Source organism: Klebsiella sp. WP8-S18-ESBL-06 (assembly GCF_014169755.1).
GTDB lineage: Bacteria > Pseudomonadota > Gammaproteobacteria > Enterobacterales > Enterobacteriaceae > Kluyvera > Kluyvera ascorbata_B.
In genome coordinates this window covers 1,024,574-1,049,001 of the sequence record NZ_AP022256.1, presented here as the reverse complement: position 1 = coordinate 1,049,001, position 24,428 = coordinate 1,024,574, and the positions used below count along the sequence as shown (strand labels likewise).

General features: G+C 57.1%; 25 protein-coding genes. 9 read left to right on the top strand and 16 right to left on the bottom strand.

Going from position 1 to position 24,428, the window contains the following annotated elements:
- Positions 1-8: 8 nt before the first annotated feature.
- The 8 genes from H7R76_RS05065 to rppH form a co-directional block, all read right to left on the bottom strand.
- Positions 9-329: a prepilin-type N-terminal cleavage/methylation domain-containing protein gene (locus tag H7R76_RS05065; protein WP_106925932.1), complete on the bottom strand. Its 321-nt coding sequence runs from the start codon at positions 327-329 to the stop codon at positions 9-11.
- On the bottom strand, positions 314-715 hold the full coding sequence (locus tag H7R76_RS05060; protein WP_106925930.1) for a DUF2509 family protein: 402 nt from the start codon (positions 713-715) through the stop codon (positions 314-316). The genes H7R76_RS05065 and H7R76_RS05060 overlap by 16 nt, the downstream gene beginning before the upstream one ends.
- Complete coding sequence (locus H7R76_RS05055) at positions 712-1,266, bottom strand: prepilin peptidase-dependent protein (protein ID WP_106925928.1); 555 nt, start codon at positions 1,264-1,266, stop codon at positions 712-714. Before H7R76_RS05055 ends, H7R76_RS05060 begins: the two co-directional genes overlap by 4 nt.
- Positions 1,260-1,718, bottom strand: a complete 459-nt coding sequence (locus H7R76_RS05050) for a prepilin peptidase-dependent protein (RefSeq protein WP_106926117.1) — start codon at positions 1,716-1,718, stop codon at positions 1,260-1,262. Before H7R76_RS05050 ends, H7R76_RS05055 begins: the two co-directional genes overlap by 7 nt.
- A gap of 172 nt (positions 1,719-1,890) precedes the next feature.
- Complete coding sequence (thyA, locus tag H7R76_RS05045; protein ID WP_106925926.1) at positions 1,891-2,685, bottom strand: thymidylate synthase; 795 nt, start codon at positions 2,683-2,685, stop codon at positions 1,891-1,893.
- Between the two features lie 6 nt (positions 2,686-2,691).
- The gene (lgt, locus tag H7R76_RS05040; RefSeq protein WP_106925924.1) at positions 2,692-3,564 is read right to left on the bottom strand and encodes a prolipoprotein diacylglyceryl transferase; all 873 of its coding nucleotides are present in this window, start codon (positions 3,562-3,564) and stop codon (positions 2,692-2,694) included.
- Between the two features lie 267 nt (positions 3,565-3,831).
- A complete protein-coding gene (ptsP, locus tag H7R76_RS05035; RefSeq protein WP_106925922.1) occupies positions 3,832-6,078 on the bottom strand; it encodes a phosphoenolpyruvate--protein phosphotransferase in 2,247 nt (748 codons plus the stop codon).
- Between the two features lie 12 nt (positions 6,079-6,090).
- Positions 6,091-6,621: an RNA pyrophosphohydrolase gene (gene rppH / locus H7R76_RS05030; protein WP_035893962.1), complete on the bottom strand. Its 531-nt coding sequence runs from the start codon at positions 6,619-6,621 to the stop codon at positions 6,091-6,093.
- 453 nt (positions 6,622-7,074) lie between these two features.
- Between rppH and H7R76_RS25225 the strand changes: the two genes are divergently transcribed.
- From H7R76_RS25225 to H7R76_RS05010, 5 genes are all read left to right on the top strand, one after another.
- Positions 7,075-7,218, top strand: coding sequence for a hypothetical protein (locus H7R76_RS25225; protein WP_420258416.1), 144 nt, complete (start codon positions 7,075-7,077; stop codon positions 7,216-7,218).
- Positions 7,219-7,304: 86 nt separating this feature from the next.
- Entirely contained in the window at positions 7,305-8,000 is a 696-nt protein-coding gene (gene mutH, locus H7R76_RS05025) for a DNA mismatch repair endonuclease MutH (RefSeq protein ID WP_182967125.1), read from the top strand.
- Between the two features lie 122 nt (positions 8,001-8,122).
- On the top strand, positions 8,123-8,836 hold the full coding sequence (locus H7R76_RS05020; RefSeq protein WP_106925916.1) for a TerC family protein: 714 nt from the start codon (positions 8,123-8,125) through the stop codon (positions 8,834-8,836).
- Between the two features lie 123 nt (positions 8,837-8,959).
- The gene (locus H7R76_RS05015; protein WP_035893968.1) at positions 8,960-9,178 is read left to right on the top strand and encodes a YgdI/YgdR family lipoprotein; all 219 of its coding nucleotides are present in this window, start codon (positions 8,960-8,962) and stop codon (positions 9,176-9,178) included.
- 126 nt (positions 9,179-9,304) lie between these two features.
- On the top strand, positions 9,305-10,345 hold the full coding sequence (locus H7R76_RS05010; protein WP_182967123.1) for an NADP(H)-dependent aldo-keto reductase: 1,041 nt from the start codon (positions 9,305-9,307) through the stop codon (positions 10,343-10,345).
- A gap of 154 nt (positions 10,346-10,499) precedes the next feature.
- On the opposite strand, the gene lplT is transcribed toward H7R76_RS05010, so the two are convergent.
- Both lplT and aas read right to left on the bottom strand, forming a co-directional pair.
- Entirely contained in the window at positions 10,500-11,693 is a 1,194-nt protein-coding gene (gene lplT, locus H7R76_RS05005) for a lysophospholipid transporter LplT (RefSeq protein ID WP_182967121.1), read from the bottom strand.
- A complete protein-coding gene (gene aas / locus H7R76_RS05000) occupies positions 11,686-13,845 on the bottom strand; it encodes a bifunctional acyl-ACP--phospholipid O-acyltransferase/long-chain-fatty-acid--ACP ligase (RefSeq protein ID WP_106925910.1) in 2,160 nt (719 codons plus the stop codon). Before aas ends, lplT begins: the two co-directional genes overlap by 8 nt.
- Before the next feature lie 413 nt (positions 13,846-14,258).
- Here aas and galR point away from each other — a divergent pair, with 413 nt between their 5' ends.
- A complete protein-coding gene (gene galR / locus H7R76_RS04995) occupies positions 14,259-15,275 on the top strand; it encodes an HTH-type transcriptional regulator GalR (protein ID WP_106925906.1) in 1,017 nt (338 codons plus the stop codon).
- Here galR and H7R76_RS04990 read toward each other — a convergent pair.
- The 4 genes from H7R76_RS04990 to H7R76_RS04975 are packed head-to-tail and all read right to left on the bottom strand — an operon-like array spanning position 15,236 to position 19,305.
- A complete protein-coding gene (locus H7R76_RS04990) occupies positions 15,236-15,715 on the bottom strand; it encodes a GNAT family N-acetyltransferase (protein WP_182967119.1) in 480 nt (159 codons plus the stop codon). The two genes, galR and H7R76_RS04990, sit on opposite strands and share 40 nt — an antisense overlap.
- Complete coding sequence (locus H7R76_RS04985; protein WP_106925902.1) at positions 15,712-16,485, bottom strand: GntR family transcriptional regulator; 774 nt, start codon at positions 16,483-16,485, stop codon at positions 15,712-15,714. The genes H7R76_RS04990 and H7R76_RS04985 overlap by 4 nt, the downstream gene beginning before the upstream one ends.
- Before the next feature lie 47 nt (positions 16,486-16,532).
- Positions 16,533-17,960: a glycoside hydrolase family 1 protein gene (locus H7R76_RS04980; protein ID WP_182967117.1), complete on the bottom strand. Its 1,428-nt coding sequence runs from the start codon at positions 17,958-17,960 to the stop codon at positions 16,533-16,535.
- Positions 17,961-17,967: 7 nt separating this feature from the next.
- Positions 17,968-19,305, bottom strand: a complete 1,338-nt coding sequence (locus H7R76_RS04975; protein WP_106926115.1) for a PTS sugar transporter subunit IIC — start codon at positions 19,303-19,305, stop codon at positions 17,968-17,970.
- A gap of 310 nt (positions 19,306-19,615) precedes the next feature.
- On the opposite strand from H7R76_RS04975, the gene H7R76_RS04970 reads away from it, so the two are divergent.
- A complete protein-coding gene (locus H7R76_RS04970) occupies positions 19,616-20,617 on the top strand; it encodes a LacI family DNA-binding transcriptional regulator (RefSeq protein WP_182967903.1) in 1,002 nt (333 codons plus the stop codon).
- Positions 20,618-20,769: 152 nt separating this feature from the next.
- Here H7R76_RS04970 and lysA read toward each other — a convergent pair whose 3' ends face one another.
- Complete coding sequence (gene lysA, locus H7R76_RS04965) at positions 20,770-22,032, bottom strand: diaminopimelate decarboxylase (RefSeq protein WP_106925898.1); 1,263 nt, start codon at positions 22,030-22,032, stop codon at positions 20,770-20,772.
- A gap of 119 nt (positions 22,033-22,151) precedes the next feature.
- Here lysA and H7R76_RS04960 point away from each other — a divergent pair, with 119 nt between their 5' ends.
- A complete protein-coding gene (locus H7R76_RS04960) occupies positions 22,152-23,087 on the top strand; it encodes a LysR family transcriptional regulator (protein ID WP_106925896.1) in 936 nt (311 codons plus the stop codon).
- On the opposite strand, the gene H7R76_RS04955 is transcribed toward H7R76_RS04960, so the two are convergent.
- A complete protein-coding gene (locus tag H7R76_RS04955; protein ID WP_182967115.1) occupies positions 23,074-23,766 on the bottom strand; it encodes an aspartate/glutamate racemase in 693 nt (230 codons plus the stop codon). The genes H7R76_RS04960 and H7R76_RS04955 overlap by 14 nt on opposite strands.
- A gap of 141 nt (positions 23,767-23,907) precedes the next feature.
- On the opposite strand from H7R76_RS04955, the gene H7R76_RS04950 reads away from it, so the two are divergent.
- Positions 23,908-24,234: a cupin domain-containing protein gene (locus H7R76_RS04950; protein WP_106925892.1), complete on the top strand. Its 327-nt coding sequence runs from the start codon at positions 23,908-23,910 to the stop codon at positions 24,232-24,234.
- Positions 24,235-24,428: the final 194 nt, after the last annotated feature.

Sequence of the window (24,428 nt, the reverse complement as noted above, 5' to 3'; positions counted from 1 at the left end):
GCTCCTGACTACTGACTGACCGGGCAATGCAGACGCGTCATGCGTCCCTGCCTGCCCATGGGGGTGGTAATAGTAGCACTGATGCTGACACAACGTTGTGACGTTGTCTGTACCCGCTGGCTGCGCCAGCCTTCCGGCAGCACCGTAGGCTGCGGCTGCGTCTGCTCCCAGGCATAGCGCCACAGCTGGCGATACTGGCTAAGCTGAGCGCTAGCGGTAGCCAACGCCCGGTAATAACCGCCAAGGGCCGTGACGACCAGCACCATCAACGCCATCGCCAGTATGACCTCCGGCAGGCTAAAACCGCGTGTTCTCAGGGTATCTGACATAGCACCGCCTCTTTTAACGGGCAAAAATCACTCCAGCCGTGGGTCGAAAACTGCAGGCCGCTTGCGGCCCAGCGCCCGGATTGCCACAGCTGAAGATCGCCATTTTGCGCAATCAGCAACAGCCTGCCGTCGTTCTGCAGACGCGCGCAGACGCGGCTTTCGCCCAGCGACAGGCACTGGATGCCCGCCTCCACCCGCCAGGGTTGGCCTATTCCCCACTGCAACGCGGAATGCACCTGTGACGTGCGCTGCAATGCCCTGCTTTCGTCGGTGACCGTCGCCAGCTGGCGGCGCTGCGCCTGATTCAGCCCTTGTAGCATCAGGCTACCCAGTACCAATAGCATCAGTACCATGGCAAGCGCAGAGGCGCCGCGCTCGCGGTTCACAGGTTGTATCCCGTCACGCTGTACTGCGCGCTCACCGTATTGCCGCGCGTATCGCGAGCGGAAAGGACGATAGCAAGCTGTGGCATTAAGCTAACCCGCGCGCTACGCGTGACCTGAAAGTCGGTAACCGTGAGGGCCGCGGGGTCCGTCATTTTATCCCATCCGCCCCCTTCACAGGCGGTCGCACCGCGCCGCGTTTCCAGCACGCCGGTCTGTAAGCGAAAACCAATGCTGTCAGCCTCATCGGCGGGCGCGGTTTGCCAGGCACCGTTGCTGTCGCCATCCCAGCGAATAATCACGCACTGCCCCTGACGCGCAATGTACAGCGCATCATCACCGCAGCGCTCGCCGCCGCAGTACCCCGCTCGCTGTAAATGCTTCGCGAGGGTAAACAGCCGCTGCCAGACCTCCTCCTCCAGCGTTTGCTGCTGTATTTGCGCCAGCACGCCGCGCTGCAGGGCAGGCAAAAAGCGTGATGCGCCCAACAGCAGTATGCTGCTGATTGCCATCGCAACCAGCACTTCCAGCAGTGAGAACCCTCGCATCAGCATGCCCCCTCTTCACACAGACGTATTCGCCCCCAGTTTGAAACAACCACGGTCCAGCGTCCCGCCTCGCTGGCTATCGCAAGGCTACCGGCCCATGCGGTATTGCGCAGGCCAAAGAAGGCCAGATTTGGCGTCATTTTGCTGAGCGAGACTTCTTCCCACTCGGGCTGAAATACCGCAGGATTCCCCGCCGGGCAGCCTTCCAGCACCGCGTCATCTGCCGTAAGACACCAGCGCTGAGCGGTACGGTTTACCCGTAGCCGACGATCGCGGTTGTGCCAGTTGGCATCGTTACGCAGGTAAATCAGATAGTCCCGGAGCGCCGACGCCGTTTGCCATAGCCGTTGCTCCTGCTGCCAGCTGCGCCAGCCGTACAGGCCGGTAGCGCTGAGGATCAGCACCAGCGCCACGGCGGCTAAGGTTTCGATAAGGGTGTAGCCTCGTTCTCTGTTCATGCCGACAGTGTGCGGCGGTGCCAAGGGGATGACGAGAGGCGGTCGCGCATTTTTGCGGGGCGCGATGAGGTAAATATGAGGGCGTTACAACCCGCGACAAAAAAATCGGAAGCAGCCTTCAAAGAATAAAAAAACGGCGCTGAAATCAGCGCCGTTTGTCATGCCCGGAAGCTTAGATGGCAACCGGCGCTTTGATACCCGGATGCGGGTCGTAGCCTTCGATTTCAAAGTCTTCAAAGCGATAGTCGAAAATCGAGGCCGGTTTGCGTTTAATCACCAGCTTCGGCAACGCGCGCGGTTCGCGAGTGAGCTGCAGCGCAGTCTGTTCCATGTGATTGTTGTACAGGTGAGTGTCACCACCGGTCCAGACGAAATCACCCACTTCCAGGTCGCACTGCTGTGCCATCATATGCACCAGCAGCGCGTAGCTGGCGATGTTGAACGGCAGGCCGAGGAACACGTCGCAGGAGCGCTGGTACAGCTGGCAGGAGAGCTTGCCGTCCGCCACGTAGAACTGGAAGAACGCGTGGCACGGCGCCAGCGCCATTTTGTCCAGCTCGCCGACGTTCCAGGCCGAAACGATGATACGGCGCGAGTCCGGGTCGTTTTTCAGTTGGTTCATCACGGTGGTGATCTGGTCGATATGACGGCCGTCCGGCGTCGGCCAGGCGCGCCACTGTTTACCGTAGACCGGGCCAAGATCGCCGTTCTCATCGGCCCATTCGTCCCAGATGCTGACGTTGTTTTCATGCAGATAGGCCACGTTGGTGTCGCCCTGCAGGAACCACAGCAGCTCGTGGATAATCGAGCGCAGGTGGCAACGTTTGGTCGTCACCAGCGGGAAACCTTCTTGCAGGTTAAAGCGCATCTGGTGGCCAAAAATGGAGACGGTACCGGTGCCGGTGCGGTCATTTTTCGGGGTGCCCTCATCGAGCACCTTCTGCATCAGTTCAAGATACTGTTTCATGCTTCCTCAGGAGATCTGTTGCTGCGGACGGCGAAACGCCCAGACCATCATAATGATACCCGCAAGCACCATCGGAATCGAAAGAATCTGCCCCATGCTGATGTACTGCACCCACTCGCCGGTGAACTGCGCATCCGGCTGGCGGAAGAGTTCGCAGATGATACGGAACAGACCGTAGCCAATCAGGAACAGGCCTGAGACCGAGCCCGCCGGACGCGGTTTACGGATAAAGAAGTTCAGGATCAGGAACAGCACCACGCCTTCCAGCGCCATCTCGTACAGCTGTGACGCGTGACGCGGCAGCGAGCCGTAGGTATCAAACAGCGTTTGCCATTCCGGGTGCGACGGCAGCAGCGCCAGGTCTTCCGCACGGGAGCCAGGGAACAGCATGGTGTAGTGGAAGCTTGGGTCCACGCGGCCCCACAGCTCGCCGTTGATAAAGTTACCCAGACGACCGCAGCCCAGGCCAAATGGAATCAGCGGCGCAATGAAGTCGGAAACCTGGAAGAAGGTACGCTTGGTGCGGCGGGCGAAGATAATCATCACCACGATCACGCCAATCAGGCCGCCGTGGAAGGACATACCTCCGTCCCAGACGCGGAACAGATACAGCGGGTCCTGCAGGAAGGAATCGAAGTTGTAGAACATCACGTAGCCGATGCGCCCGCCGAGGAACACCCCGAGGAAGCCCGCATACAGCAGGTTTTCAACTTCGTTTTTTGTCCAGCCGCTGTTCGGGCGATTCGCGCGACGCGTCGCCAGCCACATCGCGAAGATAAAGCCCACCAGGTACATCATGCCGTACCAATGTAGGGAGACCGGTCCGATGGAGAAAATTACCGGATCGAAGTCCGGGAAACGCAGATAACCACTATTCATCTGTCACCACAAATGCTTGTTATTCCGCCGAAAGTGGACAGCGGTAGAGATGCGCGCCGTAGGCTTCAGGCGCTCCAAAGGTGCGAATGATAGCATAAGGCGGATGAGAGGTGATGCGCCGAAGATGTAAAAGATATGTATAAGCAAGCAGCTTCGCTCGACCAGGTGACGCAATGGTGCTGCATGTAGACCGGATAGAGCAACGCGCCATCCGGCAAAGGACGCAGGAGCAAGATGGCGCTGCGCTTATCAGGCCGACAAAGGCAATCAGAGACCGCCGCGAATCAGGCCGCCAAGGCCACGACGTTCCATAAAGGCCGCCACCTGATGACGCACTTCAGTCGCCATCTGCGCTTCGAGGCTGCGCTGGGCCAGAGTCTGGGCATCTTCGAGTTCGATATTGCGCAGCAGATACTTCACGCGCGGTACCGAGCGGCCGTTCATCGACAGGTGGCGGAAACCCAGGCCAATCAGGATAGTCACGCACATCGGATCGCCGGCCATTTCGCCGCACAGACGTAAATCGATACCGTAGCGTTCGGCTTCCTGCACGATCATCGACAGCACGCGGATCATGCCCGGATGCAGGCTATCGTAGATACTCGCCACGCGAGTGTTGTTGCGATCTACCGCCAGCACGTACTGGGTAAGATCGTTAGTGCCTACCGAGATAAAGTCGATACGGCTGGCCAGATGCGGCAGCATAAAGACCATCGACGGAACTTCCAGCATGATACCAATGCGCGGTTTCGGAATCGCGTAGCCGATCATCTCTTCCACTTCGCGACCGGCGCGGTCGATCAGACGACGCGCTTCGTCCACCTCTTCAAGACTGGTGACCATTGGCAACAGAATACTCAGGTTGCCGGTGGCGGCATTGGCGCGCAGCATGGCGCGAACCTGAACGAGGAAGATTTCCGGCTGATCGAGCGTAATGCGGATCCCGCGCCAGCCCAGGCATGGATTCTCTTCGCTAATCGGCATATAAGGCAGCTGCTTATCTGCGCCAACGTCCAGCGTACGCAGCGTCACCGGCTTGTCGTTGAACATTTGCAGCATCCCCTGATACTGCGCCACCTGCTCCTCTTCGGACGGGAAGCCGCTTTGCAGCATAAAGGGAATTTCAGTCCGGTACAGGCCAATACCGTCAATGCGACGGCCCAGCTTTTGTTCATGTTCCGGGCTCAGGCCGGCATTGAGCATCACCTTCACGCGTTCGCCGCTTTTCAGCTCCGCCGGGCGTTCAACGTCCCCTTCCGCCAGGCGGCTGAGCTCGTTCTCTTCGCTGATAAGGCGCTGGTATTCCTGTAACAGGATCGGTTCAGGATCGACCAACAGCTCGCCGCGGTAGCCGTCTACCACCAGCGTGCGGCCGTGCAGTACCGATGGCTGAATATCGGCGCCCATCACCGTTGGGATCCCCAGCGCACGCACCATGATCGCCGCGTGGGAGTTGGCTGCGCCGTCGCGAACGACCACCCCCGCCAAACGATCCTGCGGCACTTCCGCCAGCGTGGTGGCAGAAAGCTCATCCGCGACCAGCACAAAACGCTGCGGCCAGCCGTTGGCCCCTTGGGTTGTGTCATCGAGATGGAACAGCAGACGCTGCCCCAGCGCGCGCAGATCGCCCGCCCGTTCTTTCAGGTAGCCGTCGCTGAGCGCAGCAAACTGCTCGGCAAATTTTTCAACAACCGTTTTGACCGCCCATTCGGCTACCGAACCTTTATCTACCGCGGTAAACAGCGCGCGGCGCAGGCTGGCGTCGGACAACAGGTGAGAGTAAAGGTCAAAAATCGCCGCCGTCTCGGTTTGTGCCCCGGCGGCATAGCGCTTGCTGTAGCGACGAAATTCGTTGGCCGCCTCTTCCAGCGCGCCGGTCAAACGCTCACGCTCTAGCTGGACATCCAGCGATGAGGCTTCATAAACCTGCTCCATCAGCGGCAGGGTGGCATCCATCCAGCCTTCGGCAATCGCCACGCCCGGCGACGCGGGCAGCGCGCGAATACGCGTTTGTCGATACTGCCCGAACAGCGCCGTCAGCTGCGACTGCGACAGAATGGCCGCCATTTGAGTGGCCAGCGTCACCAGGAAGGATTCTTCGCTTTCGTCGAACTGCCTTAGCTCACGCTGCTGCACCACCAGCACGCCCAGCAGTTGGCGGCGCTGAATGATCGGCACGCCAAGAAACGCGCGGAAGCGTTCTTCTTTGACTGAGGGGATGTATTTATAGCTGGGGTGTTTTTGCGCATCGGCAAGGTTGATAGGTTCGGCCAGGCGGCCAACCAGCCCGACGATACCTTCATCGAAGGCGAGCGTAATGGTACGACCGCGCGGTTTTTTCAGGCCGCGGGTCGCCATCAGGTAGAAGCAGCGTCGATCGTTGTCGGCAAGATAGACGGAACAGACCTCGGTCTCCATGGCCAGGCAGACGTCGGTGACCAGAATATCCAGCGCCTCGTTCAGCCGAGGCGCGCTTGCGACCTTCTCAACAATTTCGCGTAAGCGCGTGAGCATAATATGCGTGGCTTAACCTCTTTTACGTCGATAAGCAGGCGCGCTTTGCGGTTTTGGCGCGCTCTCCGCAAGCGCCATCACAACGCTGGCGAACTCTTTCATTACCCGGCGGTAGACGTCGCGTTTAAACGACACGACCTGGCGCACCGGATACCAGTAACTCACCCAGCGCCAGCCGTCGAACTCCGGCGTGCTGCTGGTTTGCATATTGATATCCGCGTCATTGCCGATCAACTGCAAGAGAAACCACTTTTGTTTCTGGCCGATACAAACCGGCTTTGTGTCCCAACGCACCAAACGTTTAGGCAACTTGTAACGCAACCAGTTTCGGGTCGAAGCGAGGATCCGTACATCCTTACGGCTTAATCCTACTTCTTCGAACAGTTCCCGATACATCGCCTGTTCTGCTGTCTCACCGGGGTTTATGCCCCCTTGCGGGAATTGCCAGGAGTGCTGACCATAGCGCCGGGCCCACATAACCTGGCCCTGACGATTGCAAATTACAATACCAACATTTGGGCGGTAGCCATCGTCATCAATCACCGGACTACCTCAAAATAAGCTTCAATGTGAATGATTGTTTCACACTCGCTGGAAACGGTAAACCACTCTATTACAGCACGACCACCGAATAACATTTGAATAACTCACAGTAATCATCAGAGTTATAAACAGCGAACGCGGCTGACCGTCGATTTTATTCACTTTTTCTGTGGATAGAGTTGTGAAGAAGTATGGAATTACCCAGGGAAAACCCAGAGTACTCTGAATAATCGCACGCAACCACCGCACAGTAAAACGATATTTTTCATTATGTTACTATAGTTCATCTTGATGCATTAGCGCATAACGTGATGATCATCACATAGGCGATCCTCCAACTGATGAAAGATCGAGCAACGTTGGTTTTATCCACAGAATGTGCCAACAAGTTAGGCATCTTTTGTGCGAAAATTCGATTTTCATCGCACGTCAAGGCTGTAAATTGAAACAGTAGTGGGGCTTTTCCCCAGTTATCCCATTTTTCTGTGGATAACATGGTGTAAGATCCTGTTCATTGTCAGTGACCAGAATTGGAAAACCTTTTTTCACGCCGTTTTTTTAGCGTATGGCATTCATAAAAATGCAATACAATCATAGCGTTGTTATATTTACCCAGAAAAAGTTAAACTCTATCCACACCCGGTAAAACTGTCGTTCATTTTTTGACCAAAAGGCACATTGTCATGTCAACGCTCGCTCCACTTTGCGAATCACCGAAAACCCAGGCCGATCTGCTCGCGCAGGCACAGCGGCTGGCGGGCTATTCGCTGGGTGAGCTGGCGGCGATGGCCGGTATCGTGGCACCCAACGATTTAAAGCGGGATAAAGGCTGGATTGGAGTGCTGCTGGAAATCTGGCTTGGCGCCAGCGCGGGCAGCAAACCGGAGCAGGATTTCGCGGCGCTCGGGGTCGAGCTGAAAACCATCCCCATCGACCGCCTGGGGCGGCCGCTGGAGACCACCTTCGTTTGCGTTGCACCGCTGACCGGCAACTCCGGCGTGACCTGGGAAAACAGCCACGTGCGTCACAAGCTCAAACGAGTATTGTGGATCCCGGTCGAAGGCGAACGGACAATCCCGCTGGCGGAGCGCCGCGTCGGCGCGCCGCTGTTGTGGACGCCCAGTCCGGAAGAAGAACGCCAGCTGCAAATGGACTGGGAAGAACTGATGGACCTCATCGTATTGGGTCAGGTCGAACGCATTACCGCGCGCCACGGCGAAGTGCTACAGCTGCGGCCAAAAGCCGCCAACAGTAAAGCGCTGACCGAAGCCATCGGCGCCCACGGCGAGCCAATCATGACGCTACCGCGCGGCTTTTACCTCAAGAAAAACTTCACCGCCGCCCTGCTGGCGCGCCACTTTATGCTGCAACCGCATTAATCTTTTTGTCCTACCGCGCGGCGGGATTATACTCCTCATGCTGCTGGCAACGGAGTTGCCGAACGGCGGCACCTACAACGTACTTCAATTGAATCTTTCGTTTTTTTGGCAGGACTTACCTAATGTTATTTGCATGGATCACCGACCCCAACGCCTGGCTTGCGCTCGGAACGCTGACGCTGCTGGAGATCGTTCTGGGGATCGATAATATTATTTTTCTCTCTCTGGTTGTTGCCAAACTCCCCACCGCGCAACGAGCCCATGCCCGCCGCTTAGGCTTAATGGGGGCCATGATCATGCGCCTGGGGCTGCTGGCCTCGATCGCCTGGGTGGTCAAACTCACCAACCCGCTGTTTACGGTGTTCGATCAGGCGATTTCGCTGCGCGATCTTATCCTGCTGCTTGGCGGGCTGTTCCTTATCTGGAAGGCCAGTAAAGAGATCCACGAATCCATTGAGGGCGATGAAGAAAGCCTGAAAACCAACGTGCATTCGTTCCTCGGCGCCATCGTGCAGATTATGCTGTTGGATATCATCTTCAGCCTCGACTCGGTGATTACCGCCGTCGGTCTGTCCGATCATCTGTTTATCATGATGGCGGCCGTGGTCATCGCCGTAGGCGTGATGATGTTTGCCGCACGCAGCATCGGCGAGTTTGTCGATCGCCACCCATCGGTGAAGATGCTGGCGCTGTCGTTCCTGATTCTGGTTGGTTTTACGCTGATTCTCGAAAGCTTTGACGTGCACGTGCCGAAAGGCTACATCTATTTTGCGATGTTCTTCTCTATTGCGGTGGAAAGTCTCAATCTGCTGAGAAATAAAAAAAATCCGCTTTAATCTGTTGCCCATAGCCCTCTTTTGAGGGCTATGTCTGATTTTTTTAAGATTTTCCTGCTTTATGCTAACCCTAAGGTCGGTTATTACTAGACTGTTAAGAGTGCGGCGATGAAGGGGAAAACGATGACAAAATGGGCAGTTTTGATTTCCGCAGTAGGTTTAGCGTTTGCTGTTTCCGGCTGTAGCAGCGATTACGTCATGGCGACGAAAGATGGCCGGATGATCCTGACCGACGGTAAACCGGAAGTCGACGACGACACCGGGCTTATCAGCTATGAGGATCAGCAGGGCAATAAGATGCAGATCAACCGCGATGACGTATCGCAAATCATTAAACGATAACGACGAAGGTCAGCCGCCTGCTGGCCTTTTTTCATTTTCTGCTTTCCCTTTTTCTTCCCCTCTGCCATTTTTATATTCCTTTGTCGGGACTCTTTCCCGACGTTGTTGATAAAAGGAAGCCGGCTTATGCAGTACCACCGTATCCCCCACAGCTCGCTTGAGATAAGCACCCTTGGGCTTGGCACAATGACGTTTGGTGAACAGAACAGCGAAGCCGACGCCCATGCACAGCTCGATTATGCCGTCAGCCAGGGCATTAATCTGATCGATGTCGCCGAAATGTACCCCGTACCGCCGCGGCCGGAGACTCAGGGCCTGACCGAGACCTACGTCGGCAACTGGCTGGCGAAGCACGGCAACCGTGAAAAGCTGGTTATCGCCTCTAAGGTCAGCGGCCCGTCGCGCAATAACGACAGCGGCATTCGCCCGAATCAGGCGCTGGACCGCAAGAACATTCGCGATGCGCTGCATAATAGCCTGACGCGCCTGCAAACCGACTATCTTGATTTGTACCAGGTACACTGGCCGCAGCGCCCCACCAACTGCTTTGGCAAGCTCGGCTATACCTGGGCTGATTCCGCACCGGTGGTCACGCTATTGGAAACGCTGGAAGCGCTCACCGAATATCAGCGGGCCGGTAAAATTCGCTATATCGGCGTCTCTAACGAAACCGCGTTTGGCGTGATGCGCTATCTGCATCTGGCGGATAAACACGATCTGCCGCGCATTGTCACCATCCAGAACCCGTACAGTCTGGTTAACCGCAGCTATGAAGTGGCGCTCGCAGAAGTGGGCCAGTTTGAAGGCGTAGAGCTGCTGGCCTATTCCTGCCTGGCGTTCGGCACCCTCACCGGTAAGTATCTGAACGGCGCAAAACCGGCCGGCGCGCGCAACACGCTGTTTAGCCGCTTTACCCGCTACAGCGGCGAGCAAACGCAAAAAGCGGTAGCCGCCTACGTGGATATCGCCAAACGTCACGGCCTCGACCCGGCGCAGATGGCGCTGGCATTTGTTCGTCGTCAGCCGTTTGTCGCCAGCACGCTGCTCGGCGCAACCACGATGGAACAGTTGAAAACCAACGTTGAGAGCTTACATCTGGAATTGAGTGAAGAAGTGCTCGCGGAGATTGAGGCGGTGCATCAGGTTTATACCTACCCTGCACCGTAATTTATCGGCCGGATAAGTCGGTTACGCCGCTATCCGGCAATGTGCGCCGGGATGCCTGATGGCGTTACGCTTATCAGGCCTACAGAACGGGTGTAGGCCGGATAAGGCGGTCACGCCGCCATCCGGCAATTTGAGCGCTGCGCTTGCCGCTCTGTCAACGGTGCTTACCCCACAGCCACAGCGCGATAATCGCCAGCGCAAACAGCACGCCAAAGCCCACGCCCACGCCGACAACCGGCACGTCGACCGCCACCGCCAGCGAGTAAAGCCCCAGCATAATCAGCATCGCGCTGTTTTCACCGAGGTTCTGTACCGCAATGGCGTTGCCTGAGCCCACGGTATGTTTACCGCGATCCTGCAACAGCGCATTCAATGGCACGATAAAGAAGCCGCCGCAGATACCGATGATAAACAGCAACACGTAAGCGGGTAGAATGGCATGCTGAAGAGCGAAAATCGCCACCACGACGCCAATCAACACCCCGGCAGGCAAGCAACGAGCCACCGTTTCCAGCGTCACCATCTTCGCCGCTGCCGCCGCGCCCACCACGATACCCACTGCCACCATGGCGTTAAGATAGGTTGGCGTCGCGTTATCGGTCACGCCTAGCGCCACCGGCACCCACAGCACCAGCAGAAAACGCAGCGTCACACCCGCGCCCCAGAACATGCTGGTACCGAGCAGCGAGAAACGCGTTTCGCCGTTATGCCACAGAACGCGACAAGCGTTGAAAAAGCTGGCGGTCATCGAACGAAAACGCCAGGACTGGCCCGGGCGCGCCGCCGGCAGCTTCGGGATAAAGATATTCGCCACCACCGCGCCGCCGTAAACCATCGCGCACAGCGCCAGCGCCCCGACCACGCTCCAGTCGGCCACCACGCCGCCCGCCACGGAGCCGATAAGAATAGCCGCGATGGTGGAGGCTTCCATCAGACCGTTGGCTTTCACCAGCTTATCGCCGGTGGTCATTTCGCCCAGAATGCCGTACTTGGCAGGCGAGTAAGCCGCCGCACCGATGCCCACCAGCGTATAGCCAATAAATGGATTAAACCCGATGCAAATCATCGCCGCGCCCGCCAGTTTCAGACCGTTGGCGAACATCATCACCCGGCCTTTACCGTAGCTGTCCGCCACCTGGCCGACAAACGGTGCGAAGAGAATGTAAGCGCCCACAAACACCATCTGCAGCACCGGCTGGCTCCAGTCCGGATAGTACTGCTGTTTCATGAGTGCCAGCGTGGCAAACAGCAGCGCGTTGTCGCCAAAGGCCGAAAGGAACTGGGCGGCAATGACCGCCATCATGCCTTTTGACCAGATTGAGGTGTTAGTGTGTACTGACTCACTCATGCGGCTGTTCCGTTTCTGCAACCATGCTTTTAAGGGTGACGAAATCCGGTTTACCACTGCCCAGCAGCGGCAGCTGTTTCAGCCAGCGAATGTCGCGAGGGACCGCCAGCTCCGGCACGCCGTGAGCCCGCGCGTACTGTAAGAGACCGTCACGGGTCAGTTCATTATCGGTGGTAAACAGCACCAGCGCCTCGCCTTTGCTGGCGTCGGTTTTCACCGCGGTCGCGTGCATCTTATCGGGCGACACGGCCAGCGCCATCAGTTCGACCGTTTCCAGCGACACCATTTCGCCCGCAATTTTGGCGAAGCGTTTGGCACGCCCCTGAATCTGTACGTAGCCCTGGGCGTCGAAAGCAACAATATCGCCGGTGTCATACCAGCCGGTTTCCCGCTCACCATGCTGATTTTCCGCCGTTGGCGCTTCCAGTACGCCCGGATTTTCTACACGCAGATAGCCGCACATCACGTTCGGCCCTTTCACCTGCAGACGACCGCCCTGCTCAATGCCCGGAACGGCCAGCAGACGAGCGTCCATCCCCGGCAGAATTCGCCCTACCGTACCCGGCTTCGCCGCCATCGGCACGTTGATCGACACCACCGGCGCGCACTCGGTTACGCCGTAGCCTTCAAGAATGCGCAGGCCGAATTTGTCCTGCCATAAATCTTTGGTGCTTTGCTGAAGCTTTTCCGCCCCGGCTACGACATAGCGTAGACGATAGAAATCGTACGGGTTGGCGAAGCGCGCATAGTGACCTAAAAACGTCGAGGTGCCGAACAGCACGGTGCAGTTACGGTCGTATACCAGCTCCGGCACCATACGGTAGTGCAGCGGGCTCGGGTAAAGGAACACTTCCGCGCCGGTCAGCAGCGGCGTAAACAGACCCACCGTCAGGCCGAACGAGTGAAACAGCGGCAGCGCCGACATAAAGCGGTCGTTGGCGGTAAAGTCGGCGATGGTTTTAATTTGCTCGACGTTAGCCAGAATGCTTTTGTGGCTGTGCACCACGCCTTTAGGGTGACCTTCCGAGCCTGAGGTAAAGAGCACCATTGCCGGGTCTTCCGGCTTTTGCGGCACCTGCGCCAGATGCGGCATCAGCACGCGCGAGAAGATCCACAGCTTGTCGGCGGTGGTGACGTCGCCTTTTAAATCTTCCAGAAATACCCAGCGCACTTGGGTGAGCTGCTCGGTGAGATGCCAGAGCTTGCCTTTATCGAGGAACGTACGCGAAGTGAAAATAGTGCCGATTTGCGCCGCGGTAATGGCGCTGGACAGCCCTTTGACGCCCGCGGTGTAGTTCATCATCGCCGGAATGCGACCCCGCGCGATGGCGCCGAAAATCACCGCGGCGCTGATACCGGCATTGGGCAGCATCAGACCGATCTTTTCACCCTTCTGGCTGTATTTTTCGAGAATACGTGCCACAAACAGCGTTTTGGTGAGCAATTTGCGGTAGCTATCGGGCTGGAAGTTAATGTCTTCAACACAGTGCTTTTTCTCACCAAAGCGGTAGATTGCGCTCAACAGCGATTCATACAACGTTTCGCGCGGTCGCACCGCCATTCGAGCTTCCATCATGATCTGATGCAGCATTTCGCCAGCAATGCGGCGGCGGTCACGCGCGCGCGGCGCCTCAGGCATCGGCAAGGTGGTCGGTGGCAGCAGGTGCAGCTGAATGCGCGGGAACATCCGGCGCTTAACCAGCCCTTTCAGGCGGCTGAAGTAGCTCAGCTCGGCCCCTTCAATGCGCACCGGGATAATCGTCGCCCCTGATTTTGCCGCCACAAAGGCTGCGCCATCGTAAATTTTCATCAACGATCCCGACACCGAAATGCGCCCCTCCGGGAAAATCACCACCGGACGGCCCTGTTCAATCAGCCTGACCAGATGTTTGATAGACATCGGTTTTGTCGGGTCCAGCGGGACAAAATCGATGATCGGCGTCAGCCAACGCATGAACCATTTTTGCGAAATAGAGGTGTAGACGGCGAAAACCGGGCGAACGGGGAGAAACAGCGCCAGCAGAATGCCGTCGATAAACGAAACGTGGTTAGGCGTAATCAGCACCTTTGGCTGGCTGAGCGCCTCGGTGTTACCGGTCATCCGTACCCTGAATAACACCTTGAAAAGCTGTCGGAAGAAACAGAGAAGCATACCAACTCCTTTTGCCGTAGTTTTGTCTTTGCAAGGGTACACGAGAAAACCGGGGAAAAGCAGCAGACTGGCGGGTAGAGGCAAAAAAAAACCTGCGCATCTGCGCAGGTTGGTGTAATTAAGCGGTCAACCTTGTGGGCGACTTCACCTATCAATACCTCTGGGATAATCAGATTAGCAATTCCCGTAATGCGTTCTCCAGCGGACATTCGCAACAGCGTCTCGCAAAGTGTAAGCAAACGTTTGAAAGTTCCTGTTTGCTTGCACAAAGCCGGTGTAACTCTTCCACAAAACGCAATCTGGCCCTTATTATTGTGCAATCCACCACAGACTCAGCCTTGAATCACACCGGGATTTCCGTAAAACTGATAGGGTGTAAGCGTTTACCCACCGAATCTTCTTTAAGGCATATTATGGCGACAATTAAAGATGTGGCCCGGATGGCAGGCGTCTCTGTCGCCACCGTGTCCCGCGTCATCAACAACTCCCCTAAAGCCAGCGATGCCTCGCGTCAGGCCGTTCAATCCGCCATGGAGACGCTCAACTATCACCCGAACGCCAACGCGCGCGCGCTGGCGCAGCAGTCGACGGAGACCGTCGGCCTGGTCGTCGGCGACGTCTCCGATCCGTTCTTTGGCGCCATGGTGAAAGCCGTGGAACAGGTTGCCTATCACACCGGTAATTTCCTGCTGATTGGTAACGGCTACCACAATGAAATGAAAGAACGCCAGGCCATTGAGCAGCTGATTCGCCACCGCTGCGCTGCGCTAGTGGTGCACGCGAAGCTGATCCCCGATGCTGAACTGGCGGAACTCATGAAACAGATTCCCGGCATGGTGCTGATCAACCGCATTCTGCCCGGTTTTGAAAAGCGCTGCGTAGCGCTGGACGACCGCTACGGCGCATGGCTGGCCACCCGCCACCTCATTCAGCAGGGCCATACGCGAATTGGCTATATCTGTTCCAACCACGCCATTTCCGATGCGGAAGACCGCCTGCAGGGTTATTACGATGCGCTGAAAGAACACGGTCTGCCGTGCAACGACCGGCTGGTGACCTTCGCCGAGCCGGACGAAAGCGGCGGCGAGCAGGCGATGACCGAGCTGCTGGGTCGCGGTAAGCAGTTCACCGCCGTGGCCTGCTATAACGACTCCATGGCCGCAGGCGCGATGGGCGTACTAAACGATAACGGCATCGAGGTGCCGCAGGCGATTTCGCTGATTGGTTTCGATGACGTGCTGGTGTCGCGCTACGTGCGCCCGCGGCTGACAACCATCCGTTATCCCATCGTCACCATGGCGACCCAGGCCGCCGAGCTGGCGCTGGCGCTGGCAGAGAAGAAACCGCTGCCGGATATTACCCATCTGTTCAGCCCGACGCTGGTGCGCCGTCACTCGGTGATTGCGCCACCGGAAGAGCTTAAAGCGTAACGATAGAGATGCACGGCGGTGTCCGGGTAATCCAGGCCATCGCCGATATACTGCCAGCCAAAACGTTCGTAAAAATCCCGGCAGGCGGAATAGAGATACAGCTCGTCAAATCCCTGCTGCGCGGCATAGTCGATGACGTGCTGTTGCAACTGCCCGGCCAGGCCGCGCCCGCGCGCTTCTGGCGCAACGTACAGCGCCGCCATCCACGGCCACAGATCCTGACGACTAATGAGATCGCAGCGCCATAGCCCCACGGTACCGATAAGCCGATCGTCTTCGACGGCAATGAACGTGAGCGGCAGCGCATTCGGCCGCTGGCTATGCTCGACGATGCTGGCAAAAAACGCGCGCGGCAGGCCGTCGCCGCCGAAGGCCTGCCACAGCCAGTCGGTCACCGCTTCGGCATACTGCGGCCTGGCGTAAAGCGGTAAAATCGTCACATCAGTTTTCCCTGAAAAATAGGCACTGATTCAAACAGATAACCGTCAAAGTCCGGCGCGTCCTCGTCAGACAGCTCCATCAGGCTATTTTTGACGTTCTCAAGATGCTGCCACATCGCCTGCCACGCCCCCATCACATCGCGGCGGCGCAGCGCGGCCAGAATCGTTTGCCGATCGCCCAGCCACTTCAAGCGATAGGTACGGCTGGCAATGTGCGCGTTAAACTGCTGCCATAGCGGGCTGCTGTCCATTTGCAGCCATACCCGCTCAATGGTCGCCAGCAGCATCTGGTTTTGCGTCGCACCGGCTAGCACCAGGTGAAACAGTCGACTGTTATCCTGGCTGGTGTCGTTTAGCGCAATCGCCCGCTGTTCTTGTTCAATTATCTGCTTGAGGTTGTCGATATCTGCGCGGGTCGCCATTTTTGCGGCAAAGGCGGCAATATTGCTTTCCAGCAGCTGGCGCGCCTGGAGGATCTCAAACGGCCCCACGTCGCTACTCAGCATCTGCTCTTCCTCACCGTCGTCTTCGTGCGGAATGCGCATCACGTACACGCCGGAGCCCTGGCGAATATCCACCGTCCCCTGTAATTCCAGCATCAGCAGCGCCTCGCGCACAATGGTGCGGCTGACGCCGTAGGTTTCGGCAATATTGCGTTCAGGCGGCAGGCGCGAGCCAACGGCATAGCGGCCCTGCATAATCTGCGCACGCAAATCGTCGCCAATCTCCTGGTAGGGTTTCTTTTCCGGCGGCACGGTAGCCTTCTCCACAATATCACCTGTACGTTATGCCAACACCGGCGCTATCTTAGCAAAAATTAACGCCATTCATCATCGATATCCATCGTTAACACGCGGCTATCGCGCAGTTGACGAAACCAACTGGCCGAGGCTTTTGGCCGCCGCGCGCGGTCGGCTTCAAGATCGATTTCAATCAGGCCGTAGCGATTCTTAAAGGCGTTCATTGGCGAAACGTTGTCGGTGAACGCCCACAGCATATAGCCGTGGCAGTTGGCGCCGTCTTCACGCGCGCGCAGCGTTTGCCATAGATGATCGCGAATAAACCGGATCCGGTAATCGTCGGCAATCACGCCGTCGGCGTTACGGAACTGAGCCTCATTTTCCACGCCCATGCCGCTTTCAGCGACAAACCACGGAATATTGCGATAGTCGTTTTTGATGCGCATCGCCATGTCATAAACAATCTGCGGATAAATTTCCCAGCCGCGCGAGGGGTTCATCTTTCTGCCCGGCAGGTCGAATGGCTCGTAATACCAGGCCGGATGGAACGGCGTATCGGGATGCCAGGCGCGAGATGGGGCTTTGACCCGATGCGGGTAATAGAGGTTAATGCCCAGCTCATCAACGGTATTGTCACGGATCATCGCCAGCTCTTCGACACTGTAATCCCAGTTTACGCCGTGTTTTTCCAACAGCGCGAACAGCTCTGCCGGGTAAACGCCGTGCACCAGCGGATCGAGAAACACCCGATTGTAGAACAGGTCGTACACCTCGGCCGCACGCCTATCGTGGGCCGCGCTGGAGCGTGGATAGGTGACCTCCGGATTAAGAATGCAGCCAACCGTTCCCCGATAGCCTTTCTCACGGAACAGCTGCACCACTTTCGCCGTCGCCAGCACCTTATGGTGGTTCCACTGCATCCATTTGCCGGTGTTCTGCTCATACGGCCAGCGCAGCGCGTCCAGGTAGACGCGGGTCTGCACCACAATCGGCTCGTTAAAGGTGAACCAGCGCGCCACCTTATGGTGGTAGCGGGCGAACACCTGCTCAACGTAGCGCACGTACAGTTCGACTACCTTTTTCGCGCCCCAGCCGCCGTACTGCTCCAACAGGTATCCCGGCAGCTCGTAGTGCTCAAGGCAGATCATCGGTTCGATGCCGTTGGCCAGCAGTTCGTCAAATAGCTGGTCGTAATAGGCGGCATACTCTTCGTCTACCGTGACGGCCTCGTAGTCGGTCAAAAAACGCGACCAGTTGATCGAGGTGCGATAATGGGTGAGCCCCGCCAGCTTCATCAATTGGACATCTTCACGAAAGCGGTTGATAAAGTCAGTGGCGATTGCCGGACCATAGCCGTTGTGCCAGACATGGCGATCGTTCTTGTACCAGAGATCGGGCCAGGAATCCTGCCCCGCTTTCTTTCCACTCCAGCCTTCCGTCTGCCAGGCCGAAGCCGCGGCCCCGAGGATAAAATCATCGGGGATAGTCATCCGTTGTGTACTCATAGCGTCCTCAAAGGTTATCGGTAGCGGGCGTTTTGGTCGCCTGGCGCTCGGAGAGCTCTGCGCGGCGGGAAGCAATCTTGACGAACGGCAGGTAAATCAGCACCGCCACCACAATGCAAATAAGCTGGGTGACCACCGCGCCCATCGAACCGGCGGTAGAAAGCCAGGCGTTAATCAGCGGCGGCGTCGTCCAGGGCACCATCACCACCGCCTTCCCGGCAAACCCGGTGACGGTAGCGAAGTAGCCGATGCTGCCGGTGACCAGCGGCGTAATGATGAACGGAATCGCCAGGATCGGGTTCAGCATGATCGGCATACCGAAGATCACCGGCTCGTTGATGTTAAAGATCCCCGGGCCGATCGACAGCTTGGCGATCTCTTTCATCTCTTTGCGCTTGGTGGCAATCATCACCGCGATCAGCAGGCCGATCGTCAGCCCCGATCCGCCAATGCTCATATACACATCCCAGAACGGCATGGTGATGATATTCGGCACCTCTTTACCCTGCTCAAAGGCGCTCATATTGACGGTAATCGCCCCCAGCAGCAGCGGTTCGCGGATGGGCTTAATCATCTGGTTGCCGTGAATGCCAATCACCCAGAAAATCTGCGCAACGAACATCAGCAGCAGAATCCCCGGCAGGCTCTGCATCACCCGCTCCAGCGGCTGCTGTACCACTTGATAGACCGCGTCGTACAGATACATCCCGGTGAGTTGATGGAAGATAAACCCGAAGGTGGCGATCGCCGTGACGGTAATGATCGCCGGGATCAGCGCGGAAAACGAGGCGGCGACGTTCGGCGGCACGGTGTCCGGCATTTTGATCTTCAGCCCGTTGCGCGTTTCCAGCCAGCAGTAGATCTCGACCGACAGAATGGCGATAAACATGCCAAGGAACAGGCTACGGGTATCGGAGAACTGACGCAGCAGCACATCCTTGACCTCATGCATCTGGCCATCGACCATCATCTGTACGGTTGTCGGCGTGACGCAGATAAAGCAAATGACCGCCAGCAGGCCGGGAAACAGCGTCTTGATGCCGTTAATACGCCCCAGTTCGATACCTATCAGAAACACCGCGCCAATGTTGAGGAAGTTCAGCGTGGCGTAGTTGATAGCGCCGGTAATCGGCTTGAGCGCCGCCAGAAACGACAGCGACTGGAAGCTGGCGAGGCCGTTTTTAGGATCCAGCACCATGTTGGAGATCAGTACGGAGAAAGCGCCGACGATGATCACCGGCATCAGCGTAATAAAGGCGTGTTTGATCGCCATAATATAGCGATAGCTGTTGAATTTCGTGGCGAAACTCCCCAGCGAATCAATCAATTTTTCCTGCAATGCCATAGAAAGTACCTCAAGTTTAAGGGCTTTATCGCGCATCCGGTGTACAGCCAAACACCTTTTGGTATACCAAAAATAATCACCCTTGCTAAAAAGTTCTGTGATTGAGCTCGCAACCTCCATTTTGGTATTCCAAAACAAAAAATGTAGGGTTATTGGTATGCCGCATGTGGCCGGCGCATTTTTTGCCACGAATAACTACAAAAGCGTGATCGCGATGGGTTTTTTAGCCGCAGCGGAGTTCATATCACCGATGAATGTCTGTGATAAACTGCGTGCCATCACGGAGTTTCAGGGATTAACAATGGCAACAATGCTGGATGTCTCAATACGCGCGGGCGTGTCGAAAGCAACGGTCTCCCGCGTACTGAACGGTACGGGTCAGGTCAAAGAGAGCACGCGTAAGCAGGTGTTTAAAGCAATGGAGGAGCTAGGCTACCGGCCTAACTTTCTGGCGCGCTCGCTGGCCAACCGCACCAGCAACAGCATTGGCCTGGTGGTTTCAACCTTCGATGGCTTCTACTTTGGCCGCCTGTTACAGCAGGCGTCTCGCCAGACCGAGGCCTGGGGCAAGCAGCTGATCGTCACCGACGGCCACGATACGCCGGAGCGCGAAGAACAGGCGGTCCAGATGCTGGCCGATCGCCAGTGCGACGCCATCGTGCTCTATACCCGTCATATGAGCGAAAAAGCCATTATGGCTCTGGTGAACAGTACCCCGATGCCGCTCGTCGTGATTAACCGTGACGTAAGCCAGGCGCGCGAACGCTGCGTCTTCTTCGAACAGCAGGACGCCGCGTTTCAGGCGGTCGAGTATCTGATTTCCCAGGGGCACCGTGACATCGCCTGCATTACCGTACCGATTCACACCCCGACGGGCAAAGCGCGTTTGCAGGGCTACCGTCGCGCGCTGGAACAAAACGGCATCAAATGGGATCCGGCAAAGGTGAAGCACGGTGATTCCACCATGAACTGCGGCTATGACATGTGCAACGCGCTGCTGAATGAGAAAGTCACGTTTAGCGCCCTGTTCGCCTGTAACGACGATATGGCGCTGGGCGCATCGAAAGCGCTGCATCAGGCGGGGCTGCGGATCCCGCAGGATATTTCATTATTTGGTTTTGATGATGCCCCTAGCGCCAAATGGCTGGAGCCGGGGCTGTCGACGGTCTATCTGCCGATCGACAATATGATCGTCACCGCCATCGACCAGGCGATTAAGCTGGCCGCTGGCGAAGAGATTGAAACCATTCCACCGTTTACCGGCACGCTGGTATTACGTGATTCCGTCACCACCGGGCCCTATTTTAAGTAACCCGCCGAAACGAATTTACCGGTTCGGCGCAAGCGCCTGTAGGCCTGATAAGCGCAGCGCCATCAGGCATCCTGATACACATTGCCGGATGGCGGCACAAGCGCCTTATCCGGCCTACAGGGCCATGGCGCCATCGGGCGTTTTTCTCTGACTCAAATCAATTCCAGCGCCAGCAGTTCTTCTATCGTCTGTCGACGACGAATCAGCCGCGCCACGCCGTTATCAAACAGCACTTCCGGCAGCAGCGGACGGCTGTTGTAGTTTGACGACATTGACGCACCGTACGCGCCGGTATCATGCAGCACCAGGTAATCACCCGGAACCACCGCTGGCAGCAAACGGGTTTCGACTTTGCCACCTTCCTGCTGGGTAAAGACATCGCCGGATTCACACAGCGGCCCGGCCACAACGGTTTCGATCTGCGCGGCCCGCTCCAGCGAGCGTCCGTCGCCCGCCAGCGCTGAAATATGGTGATAGCTGCCGTACATTGCCGGACGCATAAGATCGTTAAAGCCCGCATCGATCAGCACGAAATGACGGCTGCCCATCGCTTTGACGCTGCGCACCTGTGCCACCAGCACGCCAGACTCGGCCACCAGGAAACGCCCCGGCTCAATCTCAAGCGCGACTGGGTGCCCCAGATGCTGTGCGATCTGCTGGCGCGCCGCGTTCCACAGACCAAAGTAATGATCGGTATTGATCGCCTCTTCCCCTTCACGATACGGGATAGACAGCCCGCCGCCCGCGGAGATCGCTTCAAGATCCTGACCAAATTCAATAACCTGACGCACCATCGCGCCGCAAACCTGCTCGAGGTGGCCGTAGTCTACGCCGGAGCCAATGTGCATATGAATGCCCACCAGCTTCAGCTGATAGCGCTGAATAACCGCCAGCGCAGCAGGCAGGTCGCTATACCAGATACCGTGCTTGCTGTTTTCACCACCGGTGTTGGTTTTCTGGCTATGGCCGTGGCCAAAGCCCGGGTTAACGCGCAGCCATACGCGATGGCCCGGGGAAACGCCGCCCAGCTGCTCCAGCATATCCACCGATCCGGCGTTCACCGGAATGTGCAGCTCGCGCACGCGGTCGAGCGTCGCCTCGTCAATCATGTCGGCGGTGAAGACAATGTCATCACGCCCTTCCCCCGGCACAAAGCCCGCCGCCAGCGCGCGCTCAATCTCGCCGAGTGACACGGAGTCCACCTTCACGCCCTGTTCGCGCATCAGGCGCAGAATGTGAATGTTTGAACATGCCTTCTGGGCAAAACGCACCACGTCAAACTGGTTGAGTTTGGCAATCTGCGTGCGAATGATTTGCGCATCGTAAACCCACACCGGACAGCCGAATTCGGCAGGCAGGCGCAGCAGGTTATCAGCGGTCAGGTCGGTGTCAGTGTTGTTGAGCGGGCGTGGCATAGCAAACTCCGGTATGGGTCTTTTTCATGATTACGCCACAGCCCGAAGAGAATAAAAAATATCGTTTTATCGCGAGTCTATGCAAAAATGATATGGACTATTGCCTGTGAGGATCGCCGATGCCCGCCGTAAACCTACGCCACATTGAAATTTTTCACGCCATCATGACGGCGGGGAATCTAACGGAAGCTGCGCGAATGCTACACACCTCTCAGCCAACGGTCAGCCGTGAACTGGCGCGCTTTGAACAGGTTCTCGGCCTGAAGCTGTTTGAACGCAGCCGCGGGCGCCTGCACCCTACGGTACAGGGGCTGCGGTTATTTGAAGAGGTCCAGCGCTCCTGGTACGGGCTGGACCGCATCGTCAGCGCCGCCGAGAGTCTGCGCGAATTTCGCCAGGGCGAGCTGTCGATTGTCTGCCTGCCGGTTTTCTCACAATCTTTTTTACCGCTGCTGCTGCAGCCGTTCCTGGCGCGCTATCCGCAGGTCAATATTCAGATCGTGCCCCAGGAGTCGCCGCTGCTGGAAGAGTGGCTGTCAGCGCAGCGCCACGACCTCGGTCTGACCGAGACGCTGCACACGCCAGCCGGTACCGAACGTACGCCGCTGCTGACGCTCAATGAAGTGTGCGTCCTGCCGCAAGGGCATGCGCTGGCAGCCAAAACGGTGTTGACGCCCGCAGATTTCCAGGGCGAGAACTACATCAGCCTGTCGCGCACCGACAGCTATCGCCAGCTGCTGGATGCCCTGTTTAATGAACATCAGGTGAAACGACGTATGGTTGTCGAGACCCACAGCGCCGCATCGATTTGCGCGATGGTCAGAGCGGGCGTGGGGATTTCGGTGGTTAACCCGCTGACGGCACTGGATTACGCTAACAGCGGCGTGGCGATTCGCCGTTTTAGCGTCGACGTACCGTTCACGGTCAGTCTGATTCGCCCGCTGCATCGCCCGGCATCAGCGCTGCTGGATACCTTTACCGCGCATCTTCAGGCCCATCTCTCGCGCATTACCGACCCGCTGGAGTCGGTGCTTAGCGAGACTAAGACAGCATAAACGCCACCGCATCTTGCGCATGGATCGCCGCCGTATCAAATACCGGCAGCGGGCTGAGCTCTGCGGGCACCAGCAGACCAATTTCGGTACAGCCGAAGATAACGCCTTCCGCGCCCTGCTTTGCCAGCGCGTCAATCACGCCGAGGTAATAGTCGCGCGATGTCGCGCTGAATTCTCCCAGGCACAGCTCGTCAAAAATAATCTGGTTAATTTTCTGCCTTTCATCCGCCTGCGGTATCAGCGTGCTGATGCCAAACGCCTGCTGCAAACGTCCGCGGTAAAAATCCTGCTCCATGGTGTAGCGCGTGCCCAACAGCGCAACGTGGCGCATCTGTCGTTGCTGAATGGCACGGCCCGTGGCATCCGCGATATGCAGGAAAGGTACATCGCAGGCGGTTTCAATCGCTTCAGCCACCTTATGCATCGTGTTCGTACACAGGACGATGCCTTCCGCTCCCGCCTGCTGGAGGCCGATCGCCGCCTGCGCGAGGATGTCGCCCGCGCGCTGCCAGTCGCCCTGTGACTGACAGCGTTCTATGTCGTGAAAATCTACGCTGTGCAGCAAAATCTGCGCCGAATGCAGGCCGCCAAGACGCTGCTTTACGCCTTCATTAATCAGGCGGTAGTAGGGAATCGTAGACTCCCAGCTCATGCCGCCCAACAAACCGATCGTTTTCATAGTGATTCCTTGTTCGTTACCGTCGCTCCAGTGAAGCAAAGTTGTGATCAACTTTCCACATCTGCGGCTCGCGTTTTCTTTTTGATCGTTTCTGATATAAATTTAATGAAACACAGTTTCAACATACAACAGGACTGCCGGATGTTTATTTTTCATAAAGAAACCACTCTTGAAGATCTGGGCAATGGAGTTACCCGCCGCATTCTCGCACACGATGGCAAGATGATGGCGGTTGAGGTGAACTTCGAACAGGGCGCTATCGGCCCGATGCACAACCACCCGCACGAGCAGCTAACCTACGTACTGTCCGGCGAGTTTGAGTTCACCATCGGCGACGAAAAACACGTCGTGGCCGCCGGCGATACGCTGTACAAACAGCCGAACATTATGCACGGCTGCGTGTGCCTGAAAGCCGGGACCCTGCTCGATACATTCACCCCTATGCGTCAGGATTTCCTGAAAGCATAATCCCCTGCACCTCGGCCGCTTTTTCTGACAAAAAGCGGCTGTTGTTGCCATCATGTTCTTTTCTCATCACTGAAGCCTCAGCCGAAAAATTCACCCTTTCATATGAGATCTAACGTCGATTTTCATCACAGCCCTCTGTAATTAAATCACGCTATTCTGGCAAGTCACTGCCGTACCAGCATATTTAATAAAAG

What these genes read in the sequence shown, in the direction of transcription:
- H7R76_RS05065 (WP_106925932.1), bottom strand. Translation starts at nt 329, where the DNA reads ATGTCAGATACCCTGAGAACACGCGGTTTTAGCCTGCCGGAGGTCATA.
- H7R76_RS05055 (WP_106925928.1), bottom strand. Translation starts at nt 1,266, where the DNA reads ATGCTGATGCGAGGGTTCTCACTGCTGGAAGTGCTGGTTGCGATGGCA.
- H7R76_RS05050 (WP_106926117.1), bottom strand. Translation starts at nt 1,718, where the DNA reads ATGAACAGAGAACGAGGCTACACCCTTATCGAAACCTTAGCCGCCGTG.
- thyA (WP_106925926.1), bottom strand. Translation starts at nt 2,685, where the DNA reads ATGAAACAGTATCTTGAACTGATGCAGAAGGTGCTCGATGAGGGCACC.
- lgt (WP_106925924.1), bottom strand. Translation starts at nt 3,564, where the DNA reads ATGAATAGTGGTTATCTGCGTTTCCCGGACTTCGATCCGGTAATTTTC.
- ptsP (WP_106925922.1), bottom strand. Translation starts at nt 6,078, where the DNA reads ATGCTCACGCGCTTACGCGAAATTGTTGAGAAGGTCGCAAGCGCGCCT.
- mutH (WP_182967125.1), top strand. Translation starts at nt 7,305, where the DNA reads ATGTCAACGCTCGCTCCACTTTGCGAATCACCGAAAACCCAGGCCGAT.
- H7R76_RS05020 (WP_106925916.1), top strand. Translation starts at nt 8,123, where the DNA reads ATGTTATTTGCATGGATCACCGACCCCAACGCCTGGCTTGCGCTCGGA.
- H7R76_RS05015 (WP_035893968.1), top strand. Translation starts at nt 8,960, where the DNA reads ATGACAAAATGGGCAGTTTTGATTTCCGCAGTAGGTTTAGCGTTTGCT.
- H7R76_RS05010 (WP_182967123.1), top strand. Translation starts at nt 9,305, where the DNA reads ATGCAGTACCACCGTATCCCCCACAGCTCGCTTGAGATAAGCACCCTT.
- lplT (WP_182967121.1), bottom strand. Translation starts at nt 11,693, where the DNA reads ATGAGTGAGTCAGTACACACTAACACCTCAATCTGGTCAAAAGGCATG.
- aas (WP_106925910.1), bottom strand. Translation starts at nt 13,845, where the DNA reads ATGCTTCTCTGTTTCTTCCGACAGCTTTTCAAGGTGTTATTCAGGGTA.
- galR (WP_106925906.1), top strand. Translation starts at nt 14,259, where the DNA reads ATGGCGACAATTAAAGATGTGGCCCGGATGGCAGGCGTCTCTGTCGCC.
- H7R76_RS04980 (WP_182967117.1), bottom strand. Translation starts at nt 17,960, where the DNA reads ATGAGTACACAACGGATGACTATCCCCGATGATTTTATCCTCGGGGCC.
- H7R76_RS04975 (WP_106926115.1), bottom strand. Translation starts at nt 19,305, where the DNA reads ATGGCATTGCAGGAAAAATTGATTGATTCGCTGGGGAGTTTCGCCACG.
- H7R76_RS04970 (WP_182967903.1), top strand. Translation starts at nt 19,616, where the DNA reads ATGCTGGATGTCTCAATACGCGCGGGCGTGTCGAAAGCAACGGTCTCC.
- lysA (WP_106925898.1), bottom strand. Translation starts at nt 22,032, where the DNA reads ATGCCACGCCCGCTCAACAACACTGACACCGACCTGACCGCTGATAAC.
- H7R76_RS04960 (WP_106925896.1), top strand. Translation starts at nt 22,152, where the DNA reads ATGCCCGCCGTAAACCTACGCCACATTGAAATTTTTCACGCCATCATG.
- H7R76_RS04955 (WP_182967115.1), bottom strand. Translation starts at nt 23,766, where the DNA reads ATGAAAACGATCGGTTTGTTGGGCGGCATGAGCTGGGAGTCTACGATT.
- H7R76_RS04950 (WP_106925892.1), top strand. Translation starts at nt 23,908, where the DNA reads ATGTTTATTTTTCATAAAGAAACCACTCTTGAAGATCTGGGCAATGGA.